Source organism: Methylobacterium sp. J-088 (assembly GCF_022829295.1).
Classification (GTDB): Bacteria; Pseudomonadota; Alphaproteobacteria; order Rhizobiales; family Beijerinckiaceae; genus Methylobacterium.
In genome coordinates this window covers 62,766-88,964 of sequence record NZ_JAKSYH010000032.1, presented here as the reverse complement: position 1 = coordinate 88,964, position 26,199 = coordinate 62,766, and the positions used below count along the sequence as shown (strand labels likewise).

24 protein-coding genes are annotated in these 26,199 nt (G+C 69.8%); 15 read left to right on the top strand and 9 right to left on the bottom strand.

The features are described 5' to 3' along the window. Position 1: 1 nt before the first annotated feature. The 5 genes from MKK63_RS03040 to MKK63_RS03020 form a co-directional block, all read right to left on the bottom strand. The gene (locus MKK63_RS03040; protein WP_243998605.1) at positions 2 to 2,215 is read right to left on the bottom strand and encodes a response regulator; all 2,214 of its coding nucleotides are present in this window, start codon (positions 2,213 to 2,215) and stop codon (positions 2 to 4) included. A gap of 13 nt (positions 2,216 to 2,228) precedes the next feature. Beyond that, a complete protein-coding gene (locus MKK63_RS03035) occupies positions 2,229 to 3,902 on the bottom strand; it encodes a methyl-accepting chemotaxis protein (RefSeq protein WP_243998603.1) in 1,674 nt (557 codons plus the stop codon). A gap of 89 nt (positions 3,903 to 3,991) precedes the next feature. Then, on the bottom strand, positions 3,992 to 4,546 hold the full coding sequence (locus MKK63_RS03030; protein WP_243998601.1) for a chemotaxis protein CheW: 555 nt from the start codon (positions 4,544 to 4,546) through the stop codon (positions 3,992 to 3,994). 382 nt (positions 4,547 to 4,928) lie between these two features. Beyond that, on the bottom strand, positions 4,929 to 6,449 hold the full coding sequence (locus MKK63_RS03025; RefSeq protein WP_243998600.1) for a CheR family methyltransferase: 1,521 nt from the start codon (positions 6,447 to 6,449) through the stop codon (positions 4,929 to 4,931). Between the two features lie 6 nt (positions 6,450 to 6,455). Further along, positions 6,456 to 6,950, bottom strand: coding sequence for a chemotaxis protein CheW (locus MKK63_RS03020; RefSeq protein ID WP_243998598.1), 495 nt, complete (start codon positions 6,948 to 6,950; stop codon positions 6,456 to 6,458). Positions 6,951 to 7,161: 211 nt separating this feature from the next. Here MKK63_RS03020 and MKK63_RS03015 point away from each other — a divergent pair, with 211 nt between their 5' ends. From MKK63_RS03015 to MKK63_RS02980, 8 genes are all read left to right on the top strand, one after another. Further along, complete coding sequence (locus MKK63_RS03015) at positions 7,162 to 7,404, top strand: hypothetical protein (protein ID WP_243998596.1); 243 nt, start codon at positions 7,162 to 7,164, stop codon at positions 7,402 to 7,404. Between the two features lie 299 nt (positions 7,405 to 7,703). After that, positions 7,704 to 8,525, top strand: coding sequence for a DeoR/GlpR family DNA-binding transcription regulator (locus MKK63_RS03010; RefSeq protein ID WP_243998594.1), 822 nt, complete (start codon positions 7,704 to 7,706; stop codon positions 8,523 to 8,525). 84 nt (positions 8,526 to 8,609) lie between these two features. Beyond that, positions 8,610 to 10,142, top strand: a complete 1,533-nt coding sequence (gene glpD / locus MKK63_RS03005) for a glycerol-3-phosphate dehydrogenase (protein WP_243998592.1) — start codon at positions 8,610 to 8,612, stop codon at positions 10,140 to 10,142. 53 nt (positions 10,143 to 10,195) lie between these two features. Beyond that, positions 10,196 to 11,701 carry a glycerol kinase GlpK gene (gene glpK, locus MKK63_RS03000; RefSeq protein WP_243998590.1) on the top strand — a complete coding sequence of 502 codons (1,506 nt, stop codon included), beginning with the start codon at positions 10,196 to 10,198 and terminating at the stop codon, positions 11,699 to 11,701. 294 nt (positions 11,702 to 11,995) lie between these two features. Beyond that, positions 11,996 to 12,727, top strand: coding sequence for an MIP/aquaporin family protein (locus tag MKK63_RS02995; RefSeq protein WP_243998588.1), 732 nt, complete (start codon positions 11,996 to 11,998; stop codon positions 12,725 to 12,727). Between the two features lie 137 nt (positions 12,728 to 12,864). Next, positions 12,865 to 13,842 (top strand): lipoyl synthase, encoded by a 978-nt coding sequence (gene lipA, locus MKK63_RS02990; protein ID WP_243998586.1) that lies wholly within the window; start codon positions 12,865 to 12,867, stop codon positions 13,840 to 13,842. A gap of 15 nt (positions 13,843 to 13,857) precedes the next feature. Next, positions 13,858 to 14,313, top strand: a complete 456-nt coding sequence (locus tag MKK63_RS02985; RefSeq protein ID WP_243998584.1) for a type II toxin-antitoxin system RatA family toxin — start codon at positions 13,858 to 13,860, stop codon at positions 14,311 to 14,313. Between the two features lie 335 nt (positions 14,314 to 14,648). Further along, complete coding sequence (locus MKK63_RS02980) at positions 14,649 to 15,146, top strand: hypothetical protein (protein ID WP_243998582.1); 498 nt, start codon at positions 14,649 to 14,651, stop codon at positions 15,144 to 15,146. A 61-nt stretch (positions 15,147 to 15,207) separates the two neighbouring features. On the opposite strand, the gene MKK63_RS02975 is transcribed toward MKK63_RS02980, so the two are convergent. Further along, complete coding sequence (locus MKK63_RS02975) at positions 15,208 to 16,428, bottom strand: FAD-dependent oxidoreductase (protein ID WP_243998580.1); 1,221 nt, start codon at positions 16,426 to 16,428, stop codon at positions 15,208 to 15,210. Positions 16,429 to 16,442: 14 nt separating this feature from the next. Next, on the bottom strand, positions 16,443 to 16,940 hold the full coding sequence (locus MKK63_RS02970; RefSeq protein ID WP_243998578.1) for a CinA family protein: 498 nt from the start codon (positions 16,938 to 16,940) through the stop codon (positions 16,443 to 16,445). Between the two features lie 102 nt (positions 16,941 to 17,042). On the opposite strand from MKK63_RS02970, the gene MKK63_RS02965 reads away from it, so the two are divergent. Then, entirely contained in the window at positions 17,043 to 17,441 is a 399-nt protein-coding gene (locus tag MKK63_RS02965) for an MAPEG family protein (RefSeq protein ID WP_243998641.1), read from the top strand. Between the two features lie 3 nt (positions 17,442 to 17,444). Here the strand turns inward: MKK63_RS02965 and MKK63_RS02960 are convergent, their stop codons facing one another. Then, a complete protein-coding gene (locus MKK63_RS02960) occupies positions 17,445 to 18,776 on the bottom strand; it encodes a bifunctional 2-C-methyl-D-erythritol 4-phosphate cytidylyltransferase/2-C-methyl-D-erythritol 2,4-cyclodiphosphate synthase (RefSeq protein WP_243998576.1) in 1,332 nt (443 codons plus the stop codon). A gap of 168 nt (positions 18,777 to 18,944) precedes the next feature. On the opposite strand from MKK63_RS02960, the gene dusB reads away from it, so the two are divergent. From dusB to ntrC, 3 genes are read left to right on the top strand one after another with little or no spacing between them, the layout of a single operon-like run. After that, a complete protein-coding gene (gene dusB / locus MKK63_RS02955; protein WP_243998574.1) occupies positions 18,945 to 19,970 on the top strand; it encodes a tRNA dihydrouridine synthase DusB in 1,026 nt (341 codons plus the stop codon). Beyond that, on the top strand, positions 19,967 to 21,109 hold the full coding sequence (locus tag MKK63_RS02950) for a two-component system sensor histidine kinase NtrB (protein WP_243998572.1): 1,143 nt from the start codon (positions 19,967 to 19,969) through the stop codon (positions 21,107 to 21,109). The genes dusB and MKK63_RS02950 overlap by 4 nt, the downstream gene beginning before the upstream one ends. A gap of 47 nt (positions 21,110 to 21,156) precedes the next feature. Beyond that, a complete protein-coding gene (gene ntrC / locus MKK63_RS02945) occupies positions 21,157 to 22,623 on the top strand; it encodes a nitrogen regulation protein NR(I) (RefSeq protein WP_243998569.1) in 1,467 nt (488 codons plus the stop codon). A gap of 237 nt (positions 22,624 to 22,860) precedes the next feature. Here the strand turns inward: ntrC and MKK63_RS02940 are convergent, their stop codons facing one another. Then, on the bottom strand, positions 22,861 to 23,130 hold the full coding sequence (locus MKK63_RS02940) for a hypothetical protein (RefSeq protein WP_243998568.1): 270 nt from the start codon (positions 23,128 to 23,130) through the stop codon (positions 22,861 to 22,863). Between the two features lie 102 nt (positions 23,131 to 23,232). Here MKK63_RS02940 and MKK63_RS02935 point away from each other — a divergent pair, with 102 nt between their 5' ends. From MKK63_RS02935 to MKK63_RS02925, 3 genes are all read left to right on the top strand, one after another. Next, positions 23,233 to 23,406 (top strand): Rmf/CrpP family protein, encoded by a 174-nt coding sequence (locus tag MKK63_RS02935; RefSeq protein WP_243998565.1) that lies wholly within the window; start codon positions 23,233 to 23,235, stop codon positions 23,404 to 23,406. Between the two features lie 107 nt (positions 23,407 to 23,513). Next, entirely contained in the window at positions 23,514 to 24,698 is a 1,185-nt protein-coding gene (gene metC, locus MKK63_RS02930; protein ID WP_243998564.1) for a cystathionine beta-lyase, read from the top strand. Then, the gene (locus MKK63_RS02925; RefSeq protein WP_243998562.1) at positions 24,695 to 26,128 is read left to right on the top strand and encodes an MmgE/PrpD family protein; all 1,434 of its coding nucleotides are present in this window, start codon (positions 24,695 to 24,697) and stop codon (positions 26,126 to 26,128) included. The genes metC and MKK63_RS02925 overlap by 4 nt, the downstream gene beginning before the upstream one ends. Positions 26,129 to 26,199 lie beyond the last annotated feature (71 nt).

Below are 26,199 nucleotides of genomic sequence, written 5' to 3'. Positions count from 1 at the left end.
GTCACAGGAACTGCCCGATCGTATCGAGCAGCTGACGCTGGTCGAATTTCTGCTTGGTGAGGTAGGCGTCGGCGCCGAGGTCGAGGCCCCGGGCCACGTCGGCTGCGTCGCCGCGGGAGGTCATCAGGATCGTCGGCAACCGGGCGAAGCGCGGGTCGGCCCGCAGGGCCTGGAGCAGGCCGAACCCGTCGAGGCGCGGCATCTCCACGTCGGCGAGGACGAGGTCCACGGGCTCGACCTCGGCGCGCAGCCGGTCGAGGGCGTCCTGACCGTCGACGCAGACGACCACACGGTAGCCGGCCGCTTCCAAGATGCCCTTCTCCAACGTCCGGGTGGTGATCGAATCATCGACGACCAGAATGGTCGCCCGCGCGGCGGCCCGCGGTGCGGGATCACGTGTCGTCGAACGTTGCGCCTGCCCCATCGTTCCGGACGGTGGTGCGACAGCCGCGCGCGCCGCGAGACCTTCGGGGTCCAGGACCAGCACCGGGATATCTCCTGGTAGAACCGCCGTGCCCGCGATCAGGCCCGGATCGGCTCCGAAGGCGGGGGCGGGCAGGACCAGAAGCGCGCGGACATCGTGCAGGCGGTCGACGGTGATCGCGAAGCGGCCGCCCTCTGCTCGAAGCACCACGGCGTGCAAGGCTTCGAGATCATCCGAATCGGTGGCCTCGCCCAGGATCGCGGCGAGGTCGGTCACCGGGTGGCTCGTGGCCACATCGCCGGTGCCGAGGCGCAGGATCGGTCGGCCCATTGCCACCGGCATCTCGGCCCGCTTCAGGCGCAACAGGCGTTCCACGGCATTGCCCGGCAGCGCGTAGGTGCGTTTGCCCGCCTCGACCAGCAGCAGGCTGCGGCGGGCCGCCGAGAGCGGCAGGCTGAAGATCAGAGCGGTGCCGAAGGGGGTGCGCGGCTCCAGCCGGACGCTGCCCAGAAGCTGGCGGGCCGCATCGGCCGCCACCGAGAGTCCGTAGCCGCGGCCCGATAGGGTATCGACCGCCTCCGCGGTGGAGAAGCCAGGCTCGAAGACGAGGCGCAGCAGGGTCTCGGGATCGGCGACCGCCTCCGGGGCGAGGAGACCGCGTGCCCGGGCTGTGGCCTCGATCCGGGCCAGATCCGGCCCCGGCCCATCGTCGAACACCGTGACGGAAAGTCGGGCGCCGCGCACCGCCACCTCCAGGCCGAGCCCCAGCGCCTCGGGCTTGCCGGCGGCGCGGCGCTGCTCCGGGCTCTGCCAGCCATGGCTCAGGGCATTGCGCAGGGCGTGGAGCAGCGGGTCCTTGAGCGCCTGGAGCGTACCGCGCTCGACCGGCAGGTCGAGGCCGCGCAGGTCGAGATCGACCTCGCGGCCCTGTTCCCGGGCGGTCTCGCGCAGGGAGCGCGCCAGCGGGCCCAAAACCGTCTCGGCGGGCACCAACGCGAGGCGCTCGGCGGCGGCGCGGACCTGAGCAGCGGCCCCGTCGATGGCGCTGCTCGCTACGGCGTGGCGCCGGGACAGGTCCGACGCCTCTCGGGCGAAGGCGCCGATCTCGGCCGCGAAGGCGCGCAACGCGGTCCCGTCGCTGTCCGCCCCGGCGGCGAGCGCTTCCGCGTTGGCGCGCAGGCCCCGGGCGAGTCTGGCCAGCCGGGCGAGGCTGTCGGCCGCCGAGGTGCGGCTGGCCAGCGTGCTCGTGAGATCGTGGCTCGCCCGAGCCATCGCCTCCACGGCCTCCACGGGAACCCGCAGCAGCGCGGCACCGGGATCGGCCGGCTCGGCCGCCGGCTTCGGGGCAGGCTCGGAAGTCGGAGCGGCGGACGGAGGCGGAGTGTCTCGCGATGCAGCGACCGGTTCGGCGGGAGCCGCTTCGCCCTGCCGCCCGAGAACCTGCCCAAGGGCCGAAAGGGCGTCCGCCGGCATGTCGGGCCCGACGCCGTCCTGCAGGCCGGCGACGTAACTCTCGATTCGGTCGAGGGCGAGGTGGACCGCGTTGGCCGCCTCCCGGTCTAGGGCGGCGCCGGTCCGGACCTTCTCGAACAGCGTCTCCAGACGGTGCGCGACCGCCTCGACAGCGGGCAGATCGACGGCGCGCGACGCCCCCTTCAGGCTGTGGGCCCGGCGAAACACGTCGTTCCAATCCGGCGTGGCGCTGCCGAGCGCCCCGCGGATCGCCGCGACGTGTTCCCGGTGCTCGACATCGAAGGCGGCGAGCAGGAGCTGGCGGATGTCCTGGGTCAAGGCGCGGCCGGCCTCAGTGCCGGTAGCGTTCGGCGAGCGCCATCAGCGCCTGGGCCAGCTCCGTGAGGTTGGCCGAGGCGGACTCGACCTGCCGCGTGCCGGCCGCGGTCTGCTGGCTCGCCTGCCGGATGTTCTGGAGCGCGCCCATCACCTGCTCGATGCCGAGCTGCTGCTGGTTCGTCGAGGCGACGATCTGCTGGAAGGTCTGGACGTTCTCCTCCACCCGGGCGGTGATCTCCTCGATGGTCCGCTGCGTCGTGTCCGAGCGGGCCTTGCCGGCGGCGGCGCGCTTGACCGCCTCCTCGGTGAGCATCACCGAGGTGTTGATGCCCCGCTGGATCTCGCCCAGGATCCCGCGCACCTGACCGGTCGCCGCCTTGGCCTGATCGGCGAGCAGCTTCATCTCGGAGGCGACCACCGCGAAGCTGCGTCCGCTCTCGCCGGCCGCGGCCGCCTCGATGGCGGCGTTGAGGGCGAGGAGATGCGTGCGCTCCGAGATGTCGTTGACCGTCTCGATGATGTCGCCGATCGTCTGGGTCTTCTCCGACAGGCTGACGATGTTGCCGGCCACCGCCTCGGCCTGCTCGCGGATCGCGTCCATGGCCTTGGCGGTGTCGGAGACGGCGCGCAGGCCCTGCCGGGAGGTCTGGGCGGTGGCCTGCGCGGTGGCGATCACCTCGGTGGCGCGCTTGCCGATCTGGGCGCCCGAATGCGTGATCTCGTCGACCGTGGCGGCGGTCTCCTGCACGGCGGCGAATTGCTGCTCGACCGAGGCCGCCTGCTCCTGGGCCGAGGCGCGGATCTCGGCCGCGGCGGCGTTGAGGTCGGCGGTTGCCGCGCGGTTGGTCTTGGCGAGGTCCGAGAGGCCGGCCACCATGGCGTTGAGCGTGGTGGCGAGCCGCCCGATCTCGTCACCCCCGCTCATCGGCAACTTGCCCGACAGGTCCCCGCCGCCGACCCGCTCCACGAAGGCCATGACGGTCTCGAGCGGGCGTACCACCGCGCGGCTGATCATCCACGTGACCAGGATCGCCAGCACAATCGCGGCGGCAAGCGTCAGGTAGATCGAGAGGCGGGAGCGATCGTAGACCTCCTGGGCGGCACGCTGGCCCAGTGCCATGCCACCGTCGAGCAGGGTCCTGAGGTTCCTGATCCCCTCCAGGAAAGGCGTCTGGAGCCGGGCGATCTCGTCGTTGCGGGCCTCGACGCCGGCGACATCCTGCTTGGCGATGGCCGCGAATTGCACCTCGCCGAGGCTCTTGACCTCGCGGAAGGTGCGCTGGACGTCGGCCGCCGCGGCGGCGATCCGGTCCCAGGCGGCCACACGCTCGGTTGAGGCCGAGTAGGCACGGTACTCGGTGGAGAGCTGGATCGTGGTGGCGAGCCGGTTCTCGATCTGGGTGGCGGTCTGGCGCCAGGCCGCCACGGTGTCGTCAGTGCGCGCCTGGCGGCCCTGCGTCGACGTCAGCATCGCGATCACGGCGGTCCGGCGCAGCAGGCCGAGATCGCGGGCCTCGTTGCCCAGGTCGTCGATCTGGCGCAGCACCGTCATATCGCGCCGCACGATCGCGTCGGTCGTGTCGCGCACCGCGCCGATCTGCTCGAGCGCATAGAGGCCGAGCGCCACGATCACGACCGTTACGGCGAAGAAGCCGAGGAGGATGCGTCTACCGATCGAGAGATTCACGGTCGGGCTGGCTCCGATTGGGGGCGTGGTGGGGCGCAGGTCTCGAGAAGACCAGCGGCTGTGTCTGCGGAACCTGCTTCGCGAGCCCGTCAGGGCAGGGCGCGACGCAGGAGGCGGGGAAGATCGATGATGACGAAATCCGGTCGGTCGGCACCTGCCACGCCGGGGGCATAGCCCGAAGCGACCTCGTTGCCCAACCCGCCGGGATTCGTTGCCGACGTCGCCGCCGCGGGGGCGATCCCAAGCACCCGATCGACCGCCAGGGCGAGGGGCTGATGGGCGGGGGTTCCGCGCAGCACCACGACGTGACCGGGCTCGCCCGCGGATTCCGGCCGGCCGAGCGCCCGGGCGAGGCCGAGCACGCCGACGATCCGCCCCGAAAGGGCGATGAGGCCGATGAGCGACGGCACCGCGCCCGGCATGGGCGTGAGGGGGCGCATCGGCAGGACCTGCGCGACGGCTTTCAGCGGCAGGCCGTAGCGTTCGCTCCCGCAGGCGCAGACAAGGTGGTCGAGGCCGGCATCGATGTTCGAAGCGCGGATACCGCGTCGGGCCAGCGCTGCGGTGCGCTCGGCCCGGAGTTCGTGTTCCGATCGGAGGCGCGAGGCCGCGCCCGGATCCTGTCTGGTGGCGCTCGGTTCCATTAGGGCGCCACGATGGTCGGGCATCGCGGGTTGAGAAGTGGAGCAGCGGTTGGAACGACGTGCGTCTCCCTCCCCCTTCTGCGGGGGAGGGCGGCCCCCGAAGGGGGTCGGGAGAGGGGAGCCACGGTGCAGGACAGAGCGCTGGCCTTCATGAAGGTCCCACCTATTCCGGAAACCGGGTTCCCCTCTCCCCCCCTGCTTCGCAGGGTACCCTCCCCCGCGGTGGGGGGAGGAAGTGCGCCGGTCAGATCTGGACCGCCAGATACGACAACCGAACGATGATCCCAAAACCCAATGTGTGAGTCCGCAAGCCCCCGCGGGGGGAGGGGAACGCGCGGCCGATCATCAGCGCTCTCCGACAACGACCTGTGACTCCGCACGATCAGGAACTCCTGCGGCCGAGCGCCGCGCGGGCCGCGGCAGCCCCAACAGCGACATCCCCGGCGGACACGCCGTCGCCCTCAGGCAGCACCGTGTCGGATCCCAGGGCTTCGGCGAGGGCTTGGCTCAGCGCGATCGCGTTGTCGAGGGCGCGGGCCGCCTCGCTGGGGCGATCGAGGGCGATCAGCAGCAGGCCGAGATGGTAGTGGGCCATCACGAAGCCCCGGTCGAGATAAAGGGCCGCCCGCAGCGCCCGCTCGGCTTCCGCATCGCGGCCCAGTGCCCGGGCGAGGAGACCCTCGTAGAATCGCAGGGCCGGATCGGTCGGATCGCGGTCGAGGGCAATGCGCAGCGCCCGCCATGCCGACCCGGTATCCCCGGCATCTGCGAGGACGCGGATGCGATCACGCTCGGACACGGCATGATCGGACACGTCGTGATATGAGACAGCCTGTGCGCGCAGCGCCGCGCCGGCCGATGGAACGGCGCGCGGCACCGCCTCGTCGGCAGACACGGCGGGCAGCCCCGGGGCGTCCGGAAGCGGCGCATCCGCGAGCGCGCCGCCGCGCACCACCGGTGGCACGATCGACCGGAGTTCCGGTTCAGCGAGCACGACGGGCGGCAACGCCGGCGTATCGGACAGGGTGCGATAGGCGACGGTCCCAGGCAGGCTGACCGCATCGAGGAATCCCGCGAAGGCGGGGCTCGGCTCGGCGTGGCCGAGGAGCAGCCAGCCGTCCGGCCGCAGCCTGCGGCCGAGGCCGCGAACCACCGCGGCGACCGTCCGGGCGTCGAAGTAGATCAGCACGTTCCGGCAGAGGATCAGGTCGAACCGCTCGCCGTCCTGCGCCTGCGGATCGGCGAGGGTGAGCAGGTTGCCGCGCTCGAACCGCACCAGACCCCGGAATTCCGGGCGCAGGGCATAGCCGCCCTCCCGCCGGATCCCGGGCGCCGGGGGCAGGCGGGTGAAGTAGCGCAGCCGCTCCGCCGGCGGCATCGTGCGCAGGGCCCAGCGGCCGTATTCGGCGGCGCGGGCGGTGGCGAGCGCCTCGGCGCTGATGTCGGTTGCGAGGATCGAGACCCGCCAGTTCGGCAGAGCGTCGCCCAGCAACTCCTGCACCAGGATCGACAGGGAATAGGGCTCGGCCCCGGTCGAGCAGCCCGCAGACCAGATCCGCAGCGTCCGCTCGGACGCGCGGGCCGCGATCAACGCCGGCAGGATCCGCTCGCGCAACGCCTGGAACTGCTCGGCGTAGCGGAAGAAGAACGTCTCGCCGACGGTGATCTCGGCCTCGAGGCGCGCCCATTCGGCCTCCCCCTGGGCGCCGTCCGACAGGAGGGCGGCATAGGCCGCGCAATCGGCCGCCGCCATCTCGCGGAAGCGCCGACGCAGACGCTCGATCAGGAGATCGTCCTTGTCGACGTAGTAGTGATGGCCGGTGCGCGCGATGATCCGCGCCTTCAGCGCCGCGTAGGCGGGATCGGCCCCCGGATCGGGGCAGGGCGGGCCCGGACGGGACATCGCGGGTCAGGCGGAAACGGGCAGGGCAGCGAGGCGCTCGGCGGCGGCCCGGGCGAGCGCAGCGACCCGGGCCCGCTCCTGCGCGGTCAGCAGGCGCGCTGGCGCCAGCGCGTGGATGAGGCACTCGCCGAGAACGAGTTCGGCCGCTACGCAGCCGTTGAGCGTCCCGTCCTCGCCGGCCGGGCGGATCGCGGAGTCGGGTACGGTGACGAGGTCGGCGGCCCGATCCACGCAATACGCGACGCCCTCGTCCCGGACGAGGACGAGGTGCGCGTAGAGGCCGGCCGGCGCCCCCGCCGGACGCAGGCCGAGAAGGGACGCGAGGTCGATCACCGGCACCGGCGCCCCACCGAGATTGAGGAAGCCCGTCAGCCAGCCTCCGGCCGCGGGCGGGGCGTGGAGATCCGGCAGCGGCAGCACCTCGGAAACCGCGTCGCGCGGCAAGGCGCAGGGCGTTCCCGCGACGTCGAGGAGGAGATAGGCCGTCCCGTTGCTGGCCAAGGTCGTCCGCTCCCCCCCCCTGATCGTCCGTCGGATCCCGGACGACACGAAGGGCGCAATAGGCTGTGTTCATGATCCCGGCAATCACGCCGCGGGCGCGGAGCGGCGACGGGAACCAAGTCTTGGCTTGGCCGCTTATTTTCCGACGCAGCAGCGCCGCATCTATGATGGTCGGCGCCTCGCCTGCGTCGGTCTATGCCAGGGATTGATGATGAGGAAACTTCTGTTGGCCGCCGCGTCGCTGACGCTCCTCGCAGGCTCCGCCTACGCCCAGGGGAATTCGCCCTACAACAGCTCTGGTTCGCAGGCCGGCGGCCCACGCGGCGGCATGGAGCGCGCTGGCGAGGCTGCGGCAATGGAGCAGGGCGCCGCTCCGGCCCGGCCGATGATGCGTCAGCGCATGATGAAGCACAAGCGGATGAAGCATCACCGCCGGATGCGCCACCACATGTGAGGCCGCGGCGCTCGCCGCCACAGGGCGGTCGAGCCCGCTCGATCAGGCCTGCCGCAGCCGCGGCAGGCCTTTTTCGTATCTGCACCTCCGCCGGGCACGGCGGCGAGCATCGGAATTATACCTCACCTGACCGTCTGCGCAGAACGCGCTCCTGTCGGCCCGCGTTGAGCCTTGCCGGATCGTCACACGCGGTTCACGCTCACGCGCAGACGGACATCACTGTAAAAATGTTCGAAACCGAACATCGCCCCGCGTCCGGGCGTACGCCATGGATTGGGCGGGACAAGACGGGAGGAACGATGACACGACCGCTCGACCGGAGGTCCGAGGACAGGATCGAGGCGACCGGCGTCGAGGGACGGCGCAGCGCCATCGTGGCGGCGGTACGCCAGCGGGGCTTCGTGACCATCGAGGCCCTGGCGGCGCAGTTCGGCGTCACCGTCCAGACGATCCGCCGCGATCTCAACGAGCTGAGCGCCGAGGGCCGGCTGGAGCGCTACCGCGGCGGCGGCGGCCTGCCCTCCAGCGTCGAGAACATCGACTACGCCGACCGCCGGGTGACCTTGCTGCCGGAAAAAACGCGGATCGGCCGGCTCGCAGCGAGCCGGATCCCGTCGCATTGCTCGGTCTTCATCAATATCGGCACGACGCCCGAAGCGGTCGCCCGGGAGCTGACCCGGCACGACGATCTCAGCGTGATCACCAACAATCTCAACGTCGCGCTCTCCCTGGGGGAGGCCACGGAGTTCCGCATCGTCGTGGCGGGCGGCACCGTGCGCAACCGGGACGGCGCGGTGCTCGGCCAACTCACCTGCGACACCCTCAGCCAGTTCCGGGTCGACGTGGCGGTCATCGGCATCAGCGGCATCGACGCCGATGGCGCGCTCCTCGACTACGATTACGAGGAGGTGCGGGCGACACAGACCATTCTGGCCCATGCGCGGAAAACCTTCCTCGTGGCGGACCGTACCAAATTCACCCGGCGCCCGATGGTACAGGTCGGGCGGCTCGATCAGATCGACACCTTATTCACCGATCAGCCGCCGCCGCCGGACATCGTCGCGTTGCTGGAGCGCCAGGGCGTGACCCTCGCGGTCGCCGACGGGACCGACGAACCGTAACGAACATCGAATTTTTCGCTTGCGAAAGCGTTCGGCGGCGTCAATATATCTCCAGCTCGCCATCGGGGCGGGGCAGGAGGAACCATGGCGGCAGCACCGCGCCAGCGCGAGCCGTCCGACGCCTACGAACTTCTGGTCGTCGGCGGCGGCATCAACGGCACCGGCATCGCCCGGGATGCGGCCGGCCGCGGCCTGTCGGTGCTGCTGGCCGAGCGCGGGGATCTGGCCGGGTTCACCTCCTCGTCCTCGACGAAGCTGATCCATGGCGGCCTGCGCTACCTCGAATATTACGAGTTCCGCCTCGTGCGAGAGGCGCTGGCCGAGCGCGAGCGGCTGCTGCGGCTCGCTCGCCACGTGATCTGGCCGCTGCGCTTCGTGCTGCCCCACGACGAGGGCCTGCGCCCGGCCTGGATGCTGCGGCTGGGCCTGTTCCTGTACGATCACCTCGCGCGCCTGCGCACGCTGCCCGGCTCGCACGGGGTCGATCTGCGCAACTCCGCCTACGGCGCGCCGCTGCAGAAGCGCCTGACGCGCGGCTTCGTGTATTCCGACTGCTGGGTCGAGGACAGCCGCCTCGTGGTGCTCAACGCCATGGATGCCCGCGAGCGCGGCGCCACGGTGCTCACCCGCACCGGCGTGGTCTCGGCAAGGCGCGACGGCGAGGGCTGGGTCGCCACGCTGCGCGACGAGCGCACTGGTTCCGAGCGGACTATCCGAGCGAAGGCCGTGATCAACGCCGCCGGCCCCTGGGTCAGCGCGACGCTCGGCGGCACGCTCGGCCTCAACAGCCGGGCGGCGGTGCGGCTGATCAAGGGCAGCCACATCGTGGTCAAGCGCCTGTTCGAGGGCGATCAGGCCTACATCCTGCAGCAGCCCGACAAGCGCATCATCTTCGCGATCCCCTACGAGCGCGACTTCACGCTGATCGGCACCACCGACGTGCCCTATGACGGGGAGCCCGGCCCGGTCTCGATCTCCGCGGAGGAGACCGACTACCTCTGCGGCTGCATCAACCGCTCGTTCGACACCCAGATCACCCCGTCCGACGTGGTCTGGAGCTATTCGGGCGTGCGCCCGCTCTACGACGACGCAGCTGAGAACGCCTCCGCGGTGACCCGCGACTACGTCCTCGACGTCGAGGACCAGGGCGGGAAGGCCGCCGTGCTGTCGGTGTTCGGCGGCAAGATCACCACCTACCGGCGGCTCGCAGAGCACGCGCTGGAGAAACTGAAGCCGTATTTCCCGCATCTCAAGAAGGCCTGGACCGGGGACGCGGTTCTGCCGGGCGGCGCCATGGCGGATGCCGACTTCGACCCGTTCCTGGCGAAGCTCCGGGCGGAAAAGCCGTTCCTGCCGGAGGAGACCGCCCGCCGCCTCGCCCGAGCCTACGGCACGCGGGCACGCGACATCGTCGGGACCGCCCGCTCGATGGCGGACCTCGGCGAGGCCTTCGATGGCGGGCTCACGGCGGCGGAGGTCGATTACCTGCGCACCGAGGAATGGGCGGTCACCGCCGAGGACATCCTGTGGCGGCGCTCGAAGCTCGGCCTGCGCACGAGCGCGGAGAGCGCGGCGCGGCTTGCCGCCTACCTCGACCGCAGGGCCGAGGCGGCCTGACGATTTCGGACCCGCTCCGGCGCAGACCGGTCGGGATAACAGGGGAGGGAACGATGAGCCGTTACGTCGGGGCCATCGATCAGGGCACCACCAGCAGCCGCTTCATGGTGTTCGACCGGGAGGGCAGCGTCATCACGCTGGCCCAGGCCGAGCACGCGCAGATCTACCCGGCCCCGGGCCATGTCGAGCACGACGCGTCCGAGATCTGGACGAAGACCCAAGGCGTGATGCGTGAGGCGCTGGAGAAAGGCGGCCTCCAGCCCTCCGACCTCGCGGCGATCGGCATCACCAACCAGCGCGAGACCACGGTCATCTGGGACCGGACGACCGGCAAGCCGCTGCACAACGCCCTGGTCTGGCAGGACACCCGCAACGACCGGCTGGTGGCCGAGTTCGCCCGCGACGGCGGCCGCGACCGGTTCCGCGACCTCACCGGCCTTCCGCTGGCGAGTTATTTTTCGGGCCTCAAGCTCCGCTGGCTCCTCAACCATGTGCCGGGCGCCCGCGAGAAGGCCGAGGCTGGCGACGTGCTGTTCGGCAACATCGACACGTGGCTCGTCTGGAACCTCACCGGCGGGACGGAGGGCGGCCTCCACGTCACCGACGTGACCAATGCCAGCCGCACGCAGCTGATGTCGCTGAAGACCCTCGAATGGGACGAGGGCATGCTCAAAACCTTCGGCATCCCGAAGGCGATGCTCCCTAAAATCGTCTCATCGAGCGAGGTCTACGGGCAGACGAAGGCGCCGTTCGCGGGCGTGCCGATCGCCGGTATCCTCGGCGACCAGCAGGCGGCCCTGTTCGGCCAGACCTGTTTCAGCCCCGGCGAGGCCAAGAACACCTACGGCACCGGCTGCTTCGCGCTGATGAACACCGGCACTGAGCCGGTCCCCTCGAAGGCTGGCCTCGTCACCACGCTCGCCTACCGCCTCGACGGCCAAAAACCCGCTTACGCGCTCGAAGGCTCGATCGCCATCACGGGCGCCCTGGTGCAGTGGCTGCGCGACAACCTGCACATGATCAAGGATTCCGCCGAGGTCGAGACGCTCGCCACCACGGTCGAGGACAATGGCGGCGTCTATTTCGTGCCGGCCTTCTCGGGGCTCTACGCGCCGCACTGGAACGAGGGCGCCCGCGGGCTGATCATCGGGCTCACCCGCTACGTCAACCGCGGCCACATCGCCCGCTCGGTGCTGGAGGCGACCGCCTTCCAGACCCACGAGGTGCTGGACGCGATGGCCAAGGATTCCGGCATCCCCGTCAAGGAGTTGCGGGCCGATGGCGGCATGGTCGCCAACAACACGCTGATGCAGTTCCAGGCCGACATGCTCGACGTGCCGGTGGTCCGCCCGAAGGTAGCCGAGACCACCGCCCTCGGTGCCGCCTACGCGGCGGGTCTGGCGGTCGGCTACTGGAAAGGGCTCGACGACCTCAAGCGCAACTGGGGCGTCGACAAGCGCTGGACGCCGAAGATGGATGCCGGCCAACGCGAAAAGATCGCCGCCGCCTGGGGCCGGGCGGTGCAGCGGTCGTTCGACTGGAAGACCAACGAAGCGTGAGAGGGCGGACGGCGCCGCGCGTCTCCCTCCCCCCTCTGCGGGGGAGGGTGGCCCGCGAAGCGGGTCGGGAGAGGGGAGCGACGGTGCAGAACAAGGCTGCGCCCGTCAGGAAGCCTGTCCCAGATCCTGAACCCGGGTTCCCCTCTCCCGACCCCTGCTGACGCAGGGGCCACCCTCCCCCGCAGAGGGGGGAGGGAGAGCGCGTAACAGGTTGCCGGAGCGCGCCTCATCGGCGTCATGTCCTGCGCGGCGCCTGAACTGTCAAAAACAACAACAAACGGGGGAGACATCACCATGCTATCACCATTCCTGGGTGAATTTCTGGGCACGATGGCGCTGATCGTCCTGGGCGACGGGATCGTTGCCGGCGCCCTGCTCAAGAAATCCAAGGCCGAGAACGCGGGCTGGATTTCGATCACGGCCGGCTGGGCCTTCGCGGTGCTCGCCGGCATCTTCGTCGCCAGCGCCACCGGCAGCCCTGACGCGCATCTCAACCCCGCCGTCACAGTGGCGGGCGCAGTCAGTTCAGGGGATTTCAGCAAGCTCGCCGTCTACGTCCCGGCTCAGATGCTGGGCGCCTTCGTGGGTGCGGTCATCGTCTGGCTCCACTACCTGCCGCACTGGGCCGCGACGCCGGAGCAGGATCTCAAGCTCGCCTGCTTCTGCACCGGCCCGGCGATCCGCGATGCGAAATCCAACTGGATCTCCGAGATCATCGCGACCTTCTTCCTGATCCTGACCATCTCGGCCCTCGTGACCAATACCCTGGGCGCCACCGGCGCGATCCCGAGGGGCGTGGCGCCCTACATGGTCGGCATGCTGGTCTGGGGTATCGGCCTGTCGCTCGGCGGTACCACCGGCTACGCCATCAACCCCGCCCGCGACCTCGGCCCACGCATCGCCCACGCGGTGCTGCCGATCGCCGGAAAGGGAACTTCGGACTGGAGCTATGCTCTGATCCCGGTGGGTGGTCCGGTCATCGGCGCGGCGCTGGCCGGGCTGTTCGTGCGCGCCCTCGGGATCTGACGGAACTGCCATACCCTCAACCGCCGCGGGGCGTCCCTGCGTCGCGGCGGTTTGCGGTGCGGGGCCTTGGAGCTTAAGTCAGGGCGATCCCGACCGCGCCTCCGGGCGCCTCCACGCGGTGTGGTAGCCCCCGACCCATGGCCGTCGTCCTCGACATCCTGAAGAACGATCCGCGGCCGGTCCGCCATCCCGAGAAGGCGCACCGGCCCGATCAGCCCGTCCAGGCCAAGAAGCCGGATTGGATCCGCGTGAAGGCGCCGGGCTCGAAGGCCTGGACCGAGACGCAGAAGATCGTCCGCGAGCACGGCCTCGTCACGGTCTGCGAGGAGGCGGGCTGCCCGAATATCGGCGAGTGCTGGGAGAAGCGGCACGCCACCTTCATGATCATGGGCGACACCTGCACGCGGGCCTGCGCCTTCTGCAACGTGCGCACCGGCCTGCCCGAGTCCCTCGACGCGGCGGAACCCGAAAAAATCGGCGATTCGGTCGCCAAGCTCGGCCTGCACCACGTGGTCATCACTTCGGTCGACCGCGACGATCTGAGGGACGGCGGCGCCGAGCATTTTTCCCGCACCATCGCGGCGATCCGCCGGGCAAGCCCCGGCACCACGGTGGAGATCCTGACCCCCGACTTCCTGCGCAAGGATGGCGCGCTCGAAACCGTGGTCGCCGCCAAGCCCGACGTGTTCAACCACAACCTGGAGACCGTGCCGGCCAAGTACCTCACGGTGCGGCCCGGCGCCCGCTACTTCCACTCGGTGCGCCTGTTGCAGCGGGTCAAGGAGCTCGACCCGTCGATCTTCACCAAATCCGGCATCATGGTCGGGCTCGGCGAGGAGCGGAACGAGGTGCTCCAGCTGATGGACGACTTGCGCTCGGCCGATGTCGATTTCCTGACCATCGGCCAGTACCTGCAGCCGTCGAAGAAGCACCACGAGGTCGTGCGCTTCGTCCCCCCCGACGAGTTCAAGGCCTACGAGACCACCGCCTACGCCAAGGGCTTCCTGCTGGTCTCGGCCACGCCCCTGACGCGTTCGTCGCACCATGCGGGTGAAGATTTCGCGCGTTTGCAGGCTGCGCGTCTGGCGAAACTGTCGCCCGCGCTCTCGGCCTGAGGAAACCCGAACACGATGCCATCCTTCCGGGTCACCCGCACGGTGAAGCATTCGCCGCAGCAGATGTACGACCTCGTCGCCGACGTGGAGCGTTACCCTGAGTTCCTGCCGCTCTGCGACTCCCTGCGGGTGATCCGTCGGCAGGATATGACGGAGGGCGGGCAGGTGCTGATCGCCGAGATGGGCGTGGGCTACAAGGCGATTCGCGAGCGCTTCACCACCCGGGTCAGCCTCGAACCGGCGCATCTCAAGATCGTGGCCGAGTATATCGACGGTCCGTTCCGGCATTTGGAGAACCGCTGGCTGTTCAAGGACGCTCCGAACGGCGGCTGCGCGATCGACTTCTTCATCACCTACGAGTTCAAGAGCCGCACCCTGGGGCTTTTGATGGGTACGATGTTCGACCGGGCTTTTCGCAAGTTCACCGACGCGTTCGAGGGGCGGGCGGACCGGATGTACGATGCCGCGTGAGCAGGCTTAGCCGTCATGCCCCATCGGGGGCAGGTGCCGACGACATAGTCCCGATGACCGACTTGACGTGAATGATCATCTCGCATGCAGCGATGTGCGTTATTTCAATGTCTTTGATCCCGACGACAATACATTCGTTTCTTCTTCAGCTAACAGCTAATGTCTAAATTTTTCCGCGCAATTACATTATAATTCGGCAATCTTTCTGATATAGAACGCCAAACGGATTATGTTTACAACTTATTCAACCCGTGCAATCAAAGCCCGGCAGGGCCCTATGGAGTCCGCCACCTCGAAAACTTGAGCGCCTGGTCTTGAGATACAGACAGGTCCTATTGGCCATCATCGTGGCTCTGACAGCCGCGCACACTCTGTCGTCCTGCAACGACGGGTACGATATCCGCCGTGCGCATGAGCGCTTCAAGAAATCGATCGCGGAAAGTCCAGCCGGCAAAGTCTCTTACAACGACCGGTTCAGCGAATCGTATATCAACACCCACTTCTCGATTGGACAAACGACGATCGACTGGATTTGGGCTTTCTATGGTATTCCTGGGTACCGAGATAATTTCATGAACGGAGATGTATTGATCGAAACCTACCTCCGGTCCAAACCGACGCCAAGCGAGTTCAGTCGCGCAGTCGGTGGTCTTGGGTCGGAGCAAACGCTCGCTCCGCAGGCTGGCGATGCGCCCCGTCGCACGGAGCACGGCGCCGTCGACGGCAAACCGATGGAGTCGTCCTCCGCCCCGGCAGCCAATGCCAAAGGGAATGGGGACATGCTGCAGATGGTATTCAAGCACCGCATTCTCATCGGCTGGCGCCTCTATTGATGACAGCCCAATCCACAACGTCGGGAGCTTTCGAAGATTGTGAGGCCCATCAGGCGACCGATCAGGCCCGCGCCGCCGGAACGCGCATGTGCTCCGGCCGCACGCCCATCCCGATCATCCGCGCCGGCAGGACCTGAAGCGGCGGCACGGCATCGAGAAGCCGCAGCGCCAGCGGCGCGCGGAACGGCGCATCGGCCCTGAGCGAGGCCGCGATCACCCGCGACTGGATTATCCGCTGCAGCGCCTGCGTGGCCCGTACCGGAAGCATCCGCCGGGCCTGGACCCGGGCGAGATCGACCTCGGCGACGCGTCCCGCCTGCAACGGCCCGGCCAGCAGGTTGGCTGCCGCCACCGCATCCTGGATCGCGAGGTTGATCCCGACCCCGCCCACCGGCGACATGGCGTGGGCCGCATCGCCGATGCAGAGCAGCCCCGGCCGGTGCCAGCGCTCCAGCCGATCGACCGTGACGGTCAGGAGTTTGACGTCGTCCCAGTCGGCGATCTCCGCTGAGCGGTCGGCCAGGAACGGCGCGATCTCCGCCACCGCGGCCCGGAAGGCCGGCAGTCCTTTCGCCCGCAGTGCCGCATCGCCACCCTTCGGCACCACGTAGGCGCATTGCCACGCATCGCCCCGGTCGAGGGTGATGAGGATGCGGCCCGGCCCGAAGCGCCCGGCCGCCGCCTCGGGATCGCCGTCCCGGCGGGGCAGGCGGAACCACAGCACGTCGATCGGCGCGCCGAAGGCCCGGGGCGTGAAGCCGGCGCAGTCCCGCATGCGCGAGTGGCGGCCATCCGCGCACAGCACGAGGTCCGAGCGGATCTCGACCGGACCGTCAGGGCCCTCGGCGCGCACGCCCGCGACTCGGCCATCCGCCTCGATCAGGTGCCGGGCCTCGGTACGGCGGATCAGGCGAAAGGATGGGTAGCGCCCCGCCTCGCCGGCCAGAAAGTCCAAGAAATCCCATTGCGGCATGAAGGACAGGAAACGGTTGCGGGTCGGCAGCCGGCTGAAATCCGCCACGCGGTAGCTGCGTCCGGCCACCACCCCGGAAAAATGTTCGACGCGCCGCTGGGGCAGGGCGCGGAAACGCTCCGTGAAGCCAAGCTCGTCCATCAGGTCGAGGGTGGACGGGTGGATCGTATCCCCGCGGAAGTCGCGCAGGAAATCCGCGTGCTTCTCCAGCACGACCGTATCGATCCCGGCCCGGGCGTAGAGCAGCCCGGCCATCATCCCGGCGGGGCCGCCGCCGACGATGCAGAGGCGGGTCGTCACCCTGTCCATGGAGCGTCCCTCCTTCAGTCGCGAACAACGTCCTCCAGAAGGCCCAGCGCATCAGCGACTGCAGCCCGGCGGATTTCCGCGCGCCCGAGATCGCCGTAGCGCCGTTCGAGGTGGCGCACGGCGCCCTCTCGCACGGCGAGGCCGAAATGCACGAGGCCGACCGGCTTCTCGGCGCTGCCGCCGCCGGGGCCGGCGATTCCGGTGATCGCCACCGCCACATCGGCCCGGGAGGCCGCGAGCGCCCCCGCGGCCATCGCCCGCGCCACCGGCTCGCTGACGGCGCCGTGCTGGCGGATCAGCGCCATGGGCACGCCGATCGCCTCGGCCTTGGCGTCGTTCGAGTAGGTGACGAATCCGCGCTCGACCGCCGCCGAGGAGCCCGACACCGCGGTGAGCAGGCCAGCCACGAGGCCGCCCGTGCAGGATTCAGCCGTGGCGATGGTGCGCTTCGCCGCCGTGTAGGCCGCCACCAGCGCCTCGGCGCGGGCGAGGAGTTCCGTGTCGTCGATCATCGCCAACGGGCTCCCATGGGGCGGCCGCGCCCTATCTCGAAGGTGACGTGAAGCCTGTCCCAACCGGAAGACAGGCCGGCACGATCCGGAGACCCAATGCCGATGACCTTCCCCGCGACCACGGCCGTCTACGCCGGGCTGCTCGCCCTTCTCTATTTAGGCCTCTCGGGATGGGTGATGGCAAGCCGTGTGTCCGACAACGTCCTCGTCGGCGACGGCGGTGACGAAGCCATGCTCAAGCGCATCCGATCGCACGCGAATTTCTCCGAATACGTGCCGCTGGCGCTGATCGTCATCGGCCTGCTGGAGGCGAGCGGCGGCGGCCACGGGCTGGTTCAGGCTCTGCTGATCGCCCTGCTGGTCGGCCGGATCCTGCACCCGATCGGGATGTTCGCGGCCCCGAACTCCCCGCGTCAGTTCGCCTGCCGGGGCGGCGGCATCCTGCTCACGATGGCGGCGCTCGCCATCGCGGCGATCGCGCTGCTGCTTCGGATCGGCTGAGCCTCAGCCCTGGCGCATCGCGGTCTCGGCCTGCGCGTCGAGGCCCGGGCCATCCTCTTCGGGCAGCCGCACCGTCGCGGCCGCCTGGGCGGCCAGGCCCTCGGCCCGGCCGACGAAGCCGAGTTTTTCCGTCGTCGTCGCCTTGATGGAGACCGCCGACAGCGGCACGCCGGCGATCGCGGCGATGCGCGCCCGGATCTCCTCGCGGTGCTGGGCGATGCGCGGCGCCTCCGCCAGCACCGTGATGTCGAGGTGGTCGATCCGGCCGCCCCGGGCGCGGACCAGTTCACAGGCATGGGCCAGGAACTGATCGGAGGACGCGCCGCGCCAGCGCTCCTCGGAGGGCGGGAAATGGGTGCCGATATCGCCGTCCGCGATGGCGCCGAGCAGGGCATCGGTCAGCGCGTGGAGCGCCACGTCACCGTCGGAATGGGCCAGCACCCCGCGATCGGCCGGGATCTTCACGCCGCCGAGCCAGACATGGTCGCCGGTGGTGAAGGCGTGGACGTCGAAGCCGGTGCCGAGACGGGTGACGTAGCTGGTCATGGTGCGGGCTCCCGGCGCAGGGTTTTCGGCAGAACCGGCCGCGAAGGTGCGGTCGGCCTCGATCAGGTCGGCAGGCTGGGTGATCTTGCGGTTGGCGATGTCGCCCGCAAACACCACCACGGGCAAGCCCGCCCATTCGGCGAGCGCGCCGTCGTCGGTGAAGCCGTCGAGGGCCTGCGCGGCGGCGTCCCGATGGGCGTTCAGCAGCGGGCCGAATACGAAGGCCTGGGGGGTCTGGACGGCGCGCAGATGCTCGCGCGGCGGCGTCTCGTGCACCCGGCCGATGCCCGGGGCGATGTCGACGACCCGCTTGACCGTGTCGGTCACCGGAACGCCCGGCACGGCCGCGCCATGGTCGCGCCCGGCCGCGATCGCCCGAGCGATCAGCGGCGCGTCGACGTAGGGGCGGGCGGCGTCGTGGACCAGCACGATCTCGGGCGCCGCGCCGGACGCCAGGGCTTCGAGACCGGCCCGGACGGAGCGTTGGCGCGTCGCGCCGCCCTCGACCGGCTCGGCGATCTTGCGGCGGAGCCCGGAATCGAGCTCCTCCAGGCAGGTCTGAAAAAAATCGGCCGCGTCGGCGGCGATCACCGGCTGGATCCGGTCGATGGCGTCCTGGGCGGCCAGTGCCGCGAGCGTCCGCGTGAGGACCGCCTGACCGCCGACACGACGATACTGCTTGGGCGTGCCGCCGCCGATGCGGATGCCACGCCCGGCCGCCACCACCACCGCGGCGACGCCGGACCCCGCGGGTGCGGATCCGGTGGCAGGCGTGCCGGTGGCGGACATGGGCGATGGACTCGTGGACGCTGGGGCGGGATCGCGGGCCGGACGCGGACCTGCCGTGACGCGGCTGCCCTGCCGATGAGCAAGCCCGTCGTTTAAGCGGGGGAGGCTTCGAAATCAACGCGCGGCCCCGCTTGCCAGCGGAACGGCCTTGCCTCATTGTTGGGCAGAATGGCGACTGATCATTATTTGAGCGCACTGCGCGGGGGACGGCCGGTGGAGGACGGGGCACAGCCTGCGCCGCTCTGCCTGCTGGCACCGCTCTCCGGCGTCACCGACCTGCACATGCGCCGGATCGCTCGGCGCTGCGGCGCCGACGCCGTCGTCTCCGAGATGGTTGCGGCGCGCGAGCTGGCCCGCGGCGCCGGCGAGGCGACCCTGCGCGCGGACGGGTCCGGTGTCGACCTCCACGTGGTGCAGCTGGCGGGCTGCGAGGCGGAGCCGATGGCACAGGCTGCGCGGCTCGCGGCCGCCAATGGGGCCGATGTCATCGATGTGAACATGGGCTGCCCGGCCAAGATCGTGACCGGTATCGCCTCGGGCTCGGCCCTGATGCGCGACCTCGACCACGCAGAGCGGCTTCTCGCCGCGGTGCGCGGGGCGGTATCCGTGCCTGTGACCGTCAAGATGCGCCTCGGCTGGGACGACACGACCCGCAACGCCGCCGACCTCGCGGCCCGGGCGGAGCGGCTGGGGCTCAACGCCGTCACGGTCCACGGGCGGACCCGGCAGCAATTCTACACCGGCAAGGCCGATTGGGCGGCGATCCGGCCGGTGGTGGAGGCGGTCGCGATTCCCGTGATCGCCAACGGCGATGTCACCGACCTTGCGAGCGCTCGGATCTGCCTCGCGGCCTCAGGCGCTGCCGGAGTCATGATCGGCCGGGCGGCCACCGGCCGGCCCTGGCTCGTCGGGCAGGTCGCGGCGGCGCTGGCCGGCCAGCCGGTCCCCGAACCGTCGCGCGCCGAGCAAGCCGCGCTGGCCGCCGAGCATTATGCCGGCCTTCTGTCGCTCTACGGCCACGCCATGGGCGTGCGCCACGCGCGAAAACACCTCGCCGCCTATGCCGAGACCGGCGGGGCGCTGGAGCCGGCCGAGCGGTCGGCGCTCCTGACCACGACCGATCCGGAAACCGCGTTGGCCCTGCTGGCCCGGGCCTTCGCGGGTCCGGCGATCACGGTGCGAGAGGCTGCATGAGCGACGAACGCCCCCCGCAGGCGATCGGCGGCCAGCGCGACACCGCCGCCGAGGCCGTGCTCAACGCCCTGCCGCTGCCGGTCCTGACCATCGGCGCCGACGAGCAGATCCTCCATTGCAACCACGCCGCCGAGGCGTTCTTCGATTACTCTGCGCGCCTGATGCAGCGCCGCCGCCTGCGCGACATCATCCCCTTCGCCTCGCCGATCATCGCCCTGGTGGCCGAGGTGCGGCGCCGGGGCGCCAGCGTCAGTGAGTACCGGGTCGAGCTGACCCAGCCCCGCCTCGGGCTGGAGCGCAGCGTCGACGTGTTCGCCACCCCGCTCGGCGACGACGGCGATGCCGTGGTGATGATGCTCCAAGAACGCACCATCGCCGACAAGATGAACCGGCAGCTCACCCATCGCGGCGCCGCGCGCTCGATGGTGGCGCTCGGTGCGATGCTGGCCCACGAGATCAAGAACCCGCTCGCCGGCATCCGCGGCGCCGCGCAGCTCCTGGAGAGCACCGGCGCCGAAGAGGACCGGCTGCTCACCCGGCTGATCTGTGACGAATCCGACCGGATCGTACGCATCGTCGAGCGGATGGAGCTGTTCGGCGACGAGCGCCCGGCCGATCGCGGCGCGGTCAACGTCCATGGGGTGCTCGATCAGGTGAAGCGCTCGGCCCAGTCGGGCTTCGCGCGTCACATTCGCTTCGTCGAGACCTACGATCCGTCGCTTCCGCCGGTGCTCGGCAGCCGCGATCAGCTGATCCAGGTGATCCTCAACCTCGTGAAGAACGCCGCCGAGGCGATCGGCCCGGACGCGGTCGAGGGTGAGATCACCCTGTCGACCGCCTTCCGCACTGGCCTGCGCCTGCAGGTGCCGGGCTCGCGCGAGCGGGTCAGCCTGCCGATCGAGGTGGCGGTGCGCGACAACGGCCCCGGCATCTCGGCGGAGCTAATGCAGGACCTGTTCGACCCGTTCGTTACCACCAAGGCGCAGGGGTCCGGCCTCGGTCTTGCATTGGTGGCCAAGATCGTCGGCGATCACGGAGGGATCGTCGAGTGCGATCCCGCCCCCCGCCGCACGACGTTCCGCATCCTCCTGCCGATGTCGAGCGCCCGCGACGGTCGCGAATCGGCGGTCGATCCGTGACGTCGCATCCCCCGTCCGGCCCCCGTCGGAGCTCTGAGTAGAGAGTCATGCCCAACGGCCACATCATCGTCGCTGACGACGACGCCGCGATCCGCACCGTCCTCAATCAAGCGCTGTCCCGGGCGGGCTACGAGGTCCGCTCGACCGGCAATTGCGCGACCCTCTGGCGCTGGGTCGCGCAGGGGGAGGGCGATCTCGTCATCACCGACGTGGTGATGCCCGACGAGAACGTGTTCGACCTGCTGCCGCGCATCAAGCGGGTGCGGCCGGAGCTGCCGATCATCGTGATGAGCGCGCAGAACACGTTCATGACGGCGATCCGGGCCTCGGAGCGGGGCGCCTACGAATACCTTCCCAAGCCCTTCGACCTGAAGGAGCTGATCGCGATCGTGGGCCGGGCGCTGTCGCGGCCCCGCGGCGCGGCGCCGTCCGGCGCGCCTCCGGACAACGAGGACATTCCGCTGGTCGGCCGCTCGCCCGCCATGCAGGAGATCTACCGGGCGCTCGCCCGATTGATGCCAACCGACCTCACCGTAATGATCACCGGCGAATCCGGCACCGGCAAGGAGCTGGTCGCCCGGGCGCTGCACGATTACGGCCGCCGTCGCACCGGTCCGTTCGTGCCGGTCAACATGGCGGCGATCCCCCGCGACCTGATCGAGTCCGAGCTGTTCGGCCACGAGAAGGGCGCGTTCACGGGCGCGCTCCAGCGCTCGGCCGGCCGGTTCGAGCAGGCCGAGGGCGGCACGCTGTTCCTCGACGAGATCGGCGACATGCCCATGGAGGCGCAGACGCGCCTTCTACGCGTGCTCCAGCAGGGCGAGTACACCACGGTCGGCGGCCGGGTGCCGATCAAGACCAACGTTCGGATCATCGCGGCGACCAACAAGGATCTGCGGATCTCGATCCAGCAGGGCATCTTCCGCGAGGACCTGTTCTTCCGGCTCAACGTCGTGCCGCTGCGGCTGCCGGCTTTGCGTGAGCGGTCCGAAGACGTGCCGGACCTCGTCCGCCACTTCTTCGTGATGGTCGAGCGCGAGGGCCTGACCCGGAAGTCCCTCGATGGCGACGCCATGGAACGGTTGAAGCGCTACCGCTGGCCCGGCAACGTCCGCGAATTGGAGAACCTCGTCCGGCGGCTCGCCGCCCTCTATCCGCAGGACACGATCACCGGCCCGGTGATCGAGGCCGAGCTCGACACGCTGCCGCTGGCCGCGCCCGCGTCGTCGTCCGCCAACGGAGCCGGCCGCAAGGCCGGCGGCGAATCGGAGAGCCTGTCGAGCGCAGTGGAGCGGCACCTTTCGGATTATTTTTCGGGTTACCGCGATACGCTGCCGCCGCCCGGCCTCTATCACCGGATCCTGCGGGAGATCGAAGGCCCGCTGATCGGCGCGGCGCTCGCTGCCACCCGCGGCAACCAGATCCGCGCGGCGGAGCTGCTCGGGGTCAACCGCAACACCCTGCGCAAGAAGGTGCGGGATCTCGACCTGCAGGTGTTTCGGACGGCGCGGTAGGGGCGCGGCGCGAACCGAATCGGGCAGTACGGACGATAAGGTGGAGGCTCGCAGGCGATTGCGGAGCGCGACAGGCCCCCTCTCCCGTGCGGGAGAGGGACCCGCGCCCTTCCGAGCTAAGGGAGCGCCAACCGTGATCTTAACTCCGTATAGCCGGTAGCGACCTGACACATCCCAAGGGCCGGCTGCCGGGATGGCGTCGCTGGCTGCTCGTCGCCTTCGAGGACCCTGCTTCGATCACCGCCCCGGCAGGATCGGATCGCCGCGCATCAGCGCGTGTAGCCGTTCGGTGTCGAACCCGTTCGGGATGCCGGGCGCAGCCGGCTTCGGCGCCGGCGCAGCCTTGATGGGCGCGGGCAGGGACCCGGTGGCCGAGGGCTCGGCCTGGACGGCGCGGACCACTGGCGCCGGCGCCAGGTGCGCGAGCCGGTCGGCGCTGACGAACACGACCGTCGCCGTGGAGGCGAGGACGAGAATGCCGCCGATGAGGGAACGCAGGATACGCAATCGACGATCCGATACGCGACTTGAGACGGCAACAGAATAGCGCCGCGGCCGTTAACGAAGCCCCACTCAAGGGCTTCCACCGCCAATCTTCGGGAGGCGATATTGACGAACGTCCAAGCCACCGCGAGCGACAGCCCGTTCATCCAAGGCCGCAACGCGCGCCTCTACGGCAAGCCCGTCAGCGATTGCCCTTATCCGGAGGGATCCGAGGAGCGCGCCGGCTGGATGGAGGCCTACGAGGAGGCCGCGAATACGGATCCGCCCGAGAAGCCGTGAACGCGAAATTCTGTCCTTACGGACGAAGCCGGATGACGCCTCCGGCTTGACCTCACCGGATGCCGGGGGCTTCGTGCATCGCAGAGCAACGCGATCACCGGTCCCCGATGTCCCTGACGCCCAAGCCCGAAAAGAATTTCGCGCCCGCGACGCGCCTCGTCCATGCGGGCCGCGATCCGGGCGCGCAGCACGGCTTCGTCAATACGCCGATCTACCGCGGGTCCACGGTCCTCTATCCGACCTACGATGCCATCAAGCACCGGCGCGGGCGCTACAATTACGGCACCTCGGCCACGCCCACGATGGACGCGCTCACCGAGGCCTGGACCGAACTCGCGGGCGCCGCCGGCACGGTCGTGACGCCCTCGGGGCTGGCGGCGCTGACGGTCGCGCTGATGGCCGCGGTCTCGGCGGGCGACCACCTCCTCGTCACCGATTCCGCCTACCGTCCGACCCGCCAGTTCTGCGACGGCGTGCTGTCCCGGTTCGGCGTGGAGGTTGCCTACTACGACCCCACGGTCGGCGCCGGCATCGCCGCGCTGATGCGGCCGAATACCAAGGCGGTGCTGGTCGAGGCGCCCGGCTCCCAGAGCTTCGAGATGCAGGACATCCCGGCCATCGCCGAGGTCGCGCATGCCCGCGACGCCTGCGTGATCATGGACAACACCTGGGCGACGCCGCTGCTGTTCCCGCCCCATGAGCGGGGCGTCGACATCGCGGTCGAGGCCGGCACGAAATACCTGAGCGGCGGTTCGGACCTGCTGATCGGCCTGACCTCCGCCAACGCCCGGTATTACCCGGCGGTGCGGCGCACCTTCGACCATTTCGCCATGTGCGCCGGCGCCGAGGACATCTTCCTGGCCCTGCGTGGCATGCGCACCATGAACCTCCGGCTGCGCGAGCACGGCCGCGCCGGGCTGGAGATGGCCCGGTGGTTCCAGGCGCGGCCCGAGGTGCTGCGCGTGCTTCATCCCGGCCTGCCGGAAGATCCCGGCCACGCGATCTGGAAGCGCGACTTCTCCGGCGCGTCCGGGCTGTTCGGGGTGATCCTCAAGCCCGTGCCGGAGGCGGCCGTGGCCGCCCTGCTGGACGGGCTGGAACTCTTCGGGATGGGCTTCTCCTGGGGCGGCTTCGAGAGCCTCGTGATCCCGTTCGACTGCGCCGGCTACCGCACCGCCACGCAATGGGCGCCGGGCGGCCCGGCCCTGCGATTCCATATCGGTCTGGAGGATGTCGAAGACCTCAAGGCCGATCTCGACGCCGGTTTCGTGCGCCTGCGGGCGCACGCATGAGCGCACCGACCCGGCGGCGACTGATCCAGGGTGCCGGCGCCCTGGCCCTCGCACAAACCTATGCGGCCATCGCTGCCGATGCGGAGGTGACCGGGCGGCTCGCCCGCTACATGGCGGCAGCTCGGGATCAGACCCTGCCGCCGGAGGTGCTGATCGCCTGCAAGCACCGGATCCTGGACACCCTGGCCGCCATGGTTTCGGGTGCCCGGATGCGGCCCGGCGCGATGGCGCTCGCCTATGTTCGCACTCTCGGCGGCACCGAGCAGGCGGGGATCGTCGCCTCGGATTTCCGGACCACGACGGTGAACGCGGCGCTGGCCAACGCCATGTGCGCCCATGCCGACGAGACCGACGATTTCGAGCCTGTGACCAAGGCCCATCCCGGCTGCGCCACCGTGCCGGCGGCCCTGGCGCTGGCCGAACGGCACGGCAATTCCGGCGCCGAATTCGTCCGGGCAGTCGCGCTCGGCTACGATCTCTGCTGCCGTTTGCTCCTGGCGCTCGGGCCCGATCACGTGCGCGGCACGCACCGGAGCGCGGAGGGCACCAGTTCCACCTTCGGGGCCCTGGGTGCCGCCGCCGCGTTGGCCCGCCTCGACGAGCGCGGCATGCGCTTCGCGCTCTCCTACGCGGCCCAGCAGGTTTCCGGCCTGTGGAGCTGGGTGCGCGATCACGACCATGTCGAGAAGGCGTTCGACTTCGCCGGCATGGGCGCGCGCAACGGCGTCACGGCGGTCGGCATGGTCGAGGCGGGGCTGACCGGGGTGTCGGACGTGCTCGACGGTCGCCACAACCTGCTGAACGCGCTCTCGACCGCGCCGAAGCCCGACGCGATGCTGGAGGGGCTGGGCCAGCGCTTCTTCGTCACCGAGACCGCGATCAAGACCTATTCGGTGGGCTACCCGATTCAGTCGCCGCTGGACGCGACGCTGACGCTGCGCCGACAATACGGCCTGACGCCGGATTCCGTGCGCCACATCTTGGTGAAGCTGCCGACCGACGCCGTCGGCATCGTCGGGTCGAGCGCCATGCCGGATGTCAGCTGCCAGCACCTCGTGGCTTTGGCGCTGGTGAAGGGAGCTGTCTCCTTCGCCGACAGCCACGATGCCGGGCTGATGCACGATCCCGCGATCGCCGCGGAGCGCGCAAAGGTGGACGTCGCGGGCGATCCGGCCCTGATGGATCCGGCCGCCCCGCGCGGCGCCATCGTGACGATCACGCTGGCGGACGGCCGGATCGTCGAGCACCACACACGGCATCCGCCCGGCACGAAGGAGAACCCACTGAGCACGGAGGCGGTGAACGCCAAGGCCCGGGACTTGATGGTGCCGGTGCTCGGGCCCGACAAAACCGATCGGCTGATCGCACGGGTCAACGCGCTGGAGTCGGTGGCCGATATGCGCGAATTGCGACCGCTGCTGGTCGCTTGAGGTGGCAAGTCGCACGGCGCCCCTCCCGATACGGATATCCGCCGCATCGAGCCTCCGGTGCATTTGACGTT

Coding starts and splice junctions, on each gene's coding strand:
- MKK63_RS02975 (WP_243998580.1), bottom strand. CDS start 16,428: ATGGACAGGGTGACGACCCGCCTCTGCATCGTCGGCGGCGGCCCCGCC.
- MKK63_RS02925 (WP_243998562.1), top strand. CDS start 24,695: ATGAGCGCACCGACCCGGCGGCGACTGATCCAGGGTGCCGGCGCCCTG.
- MKK63_RS02965 (WP_243998641.1), top strand. CDS start 17,043: ATGACCTTCCCCGCGACCACGGCCGTCTACGCCGGGCTGCTCGCCCTT.
- ntrC (WP_243998569.1), top strand. CDS start 21,157: ATGCCCAACGGCCACATCATCGTCGCTGACGACGACGCCGCGATCCGC.
- MKK63_RS02960 (WP_243998576.1), bottom strand. CDS start 18,776: ATGTCCGCCACCGGCACGCCTGCCACCGGATCCGCACCCGCGGGGTCC.
- MKK63_RS03030 (WP_243998601.1), bottom strand. CDS start 4,546: ATGGAACCGAGCGCCACCAGACAGGATCCGGGCGCGGCCTCGCGCCTC.
- MKK63_RS03015 (WP_243998596.1), top strand. CDS start 7,162: ATGAGGAAACTTCTGTTGGCCGCCGCGTCGCTGACGCTCCTCGCAGGC.
- glpD (WP_243998592.1), top strand. CDS start 8,610: ATGGCGGCAGCACCGCGCCAGCGCGAGCCGTCCGACGCCTACGAACTT.
- glpK (WP_243998590.1), top strand. CDS start 10,196: ATGAGCCGTTACGTCGGGGCCATCGATCAGGGCACCACCAGCAGCCGC.
- MKK63_RS02985 (WP_243998584.1), top strand. CDS start 13,858: ATGCCATCCTTCCGGGTCACCCGCACGGTGAAGCATTCGCCGCAGCAG.
- MKK63_RS02950 (WP_243998572.1), top strand. CDS start 19,967: ATGAGCGACGAACGCCCCCCGCAGGCGATCGGCGGCCAGCGCGACACC.
- lipA (WP_243998586.1), top strand. CDS start 12,865: ATGGCCGTCGTCCTCGACATCCTGAAGAACGATCCGCGGCCGGTCCGC.
- MKK63_RS02995 (WP_243998588.1), top strand. CDS start 11,996: ATGCTATCACCATTCCTGGGTGAATTTCTGGGCACGATGGCGCTGATC.
- MKK63_RS03010 (WP_243998594.1), top strand. CDS start 7,704: ATGACACGACCGCTCGACCGGAGGTCCGAGGACAGGATCGAGGCGACC.
- dusB (WP_243998574.1), top strand. CDS start 18,945: ATGGCGACTGATCATTATTTGAGCGCACTGCGCGGGGGACGGCCGGTG.
- MKK63_RS02970 (WP_243998578.1), bottom strand. CDS start 16,940: ATGATCGACGACACGGAACTCCTCGCCCGCGCCGAGGCGCTGGTGGCG.
- MKK63_RS03025 (WP_243998600.1), bottom strand. CDS start 6,449: ATGTCCCGTCCGGGCCCGCCCTGCCCCGATCCGGGGGCCGATCCCGCC.
- metC (WP_243998564.1), top strand. CDS start 23,514: ATGTCCCTGACGCCCAAGCCCGAAAAGAATTTCGCGCCCGCGACGCGC.